Annotated in this window: 1 protein-coding gene; it reads right to left on the bottom strand. The window is 48.3% G+C overall.

The window, feature by feature from the left end; all coding sequences use genetic code 11:
* On the bottom strand, positions 1 to 369 hold a 369-nt coding region (locus Q5762_RS37335; protein WP_315896756.1), incomplete at its 3' end, for a hypothetical protein.
* Between the last annotated feature and the right edge of the window lie 16 nt (positions 370 to 385).

Raw genomic sequence — 385 nt, 5'->3', positions numbered from 1 at the left:
AATTTTCTGGTCAGGGAACGGGTTTTCTTCCAAGCGGATGAGTGTTTTGCCAATCCATGTAGCGACGATAGGAACGAGAACACCGTCACCATTAACGTCATAATAACCCCAGTATTCATAGGCCAGAACACGCTTGCGCATGTTGTCCTTGAAATTGAAATTGGTTGGGGTTGTCGTAGCATGGTCATAAGACTGCGCCGGATCAGCAGAAGCCCAGTCCACATAGTCGAGGTTCTTGTACCGATCTGACTGCTTACGCAGATCAGCCTGACACGTCTCAAAGGACTGCACAACAAACATAGCGTTGTCCAGATCACCTTGGCAGGATGGATCAGCAAAGAAGTTCCGTGGGTTAACCAACTGGACCATAGGGCGATTTTCAATC

Source organism: Streptomyces sp. P9(2023) (assembly GCF_032436795.1).
Lineage (GTDB): Bacteria > Actinomycetota > Actinomycetes > Streptomycetales > Streptomycetaceae > Streptomyces.
This window is presented reverse-complemented; position numbering and strand designations above follow the sequence as displayed.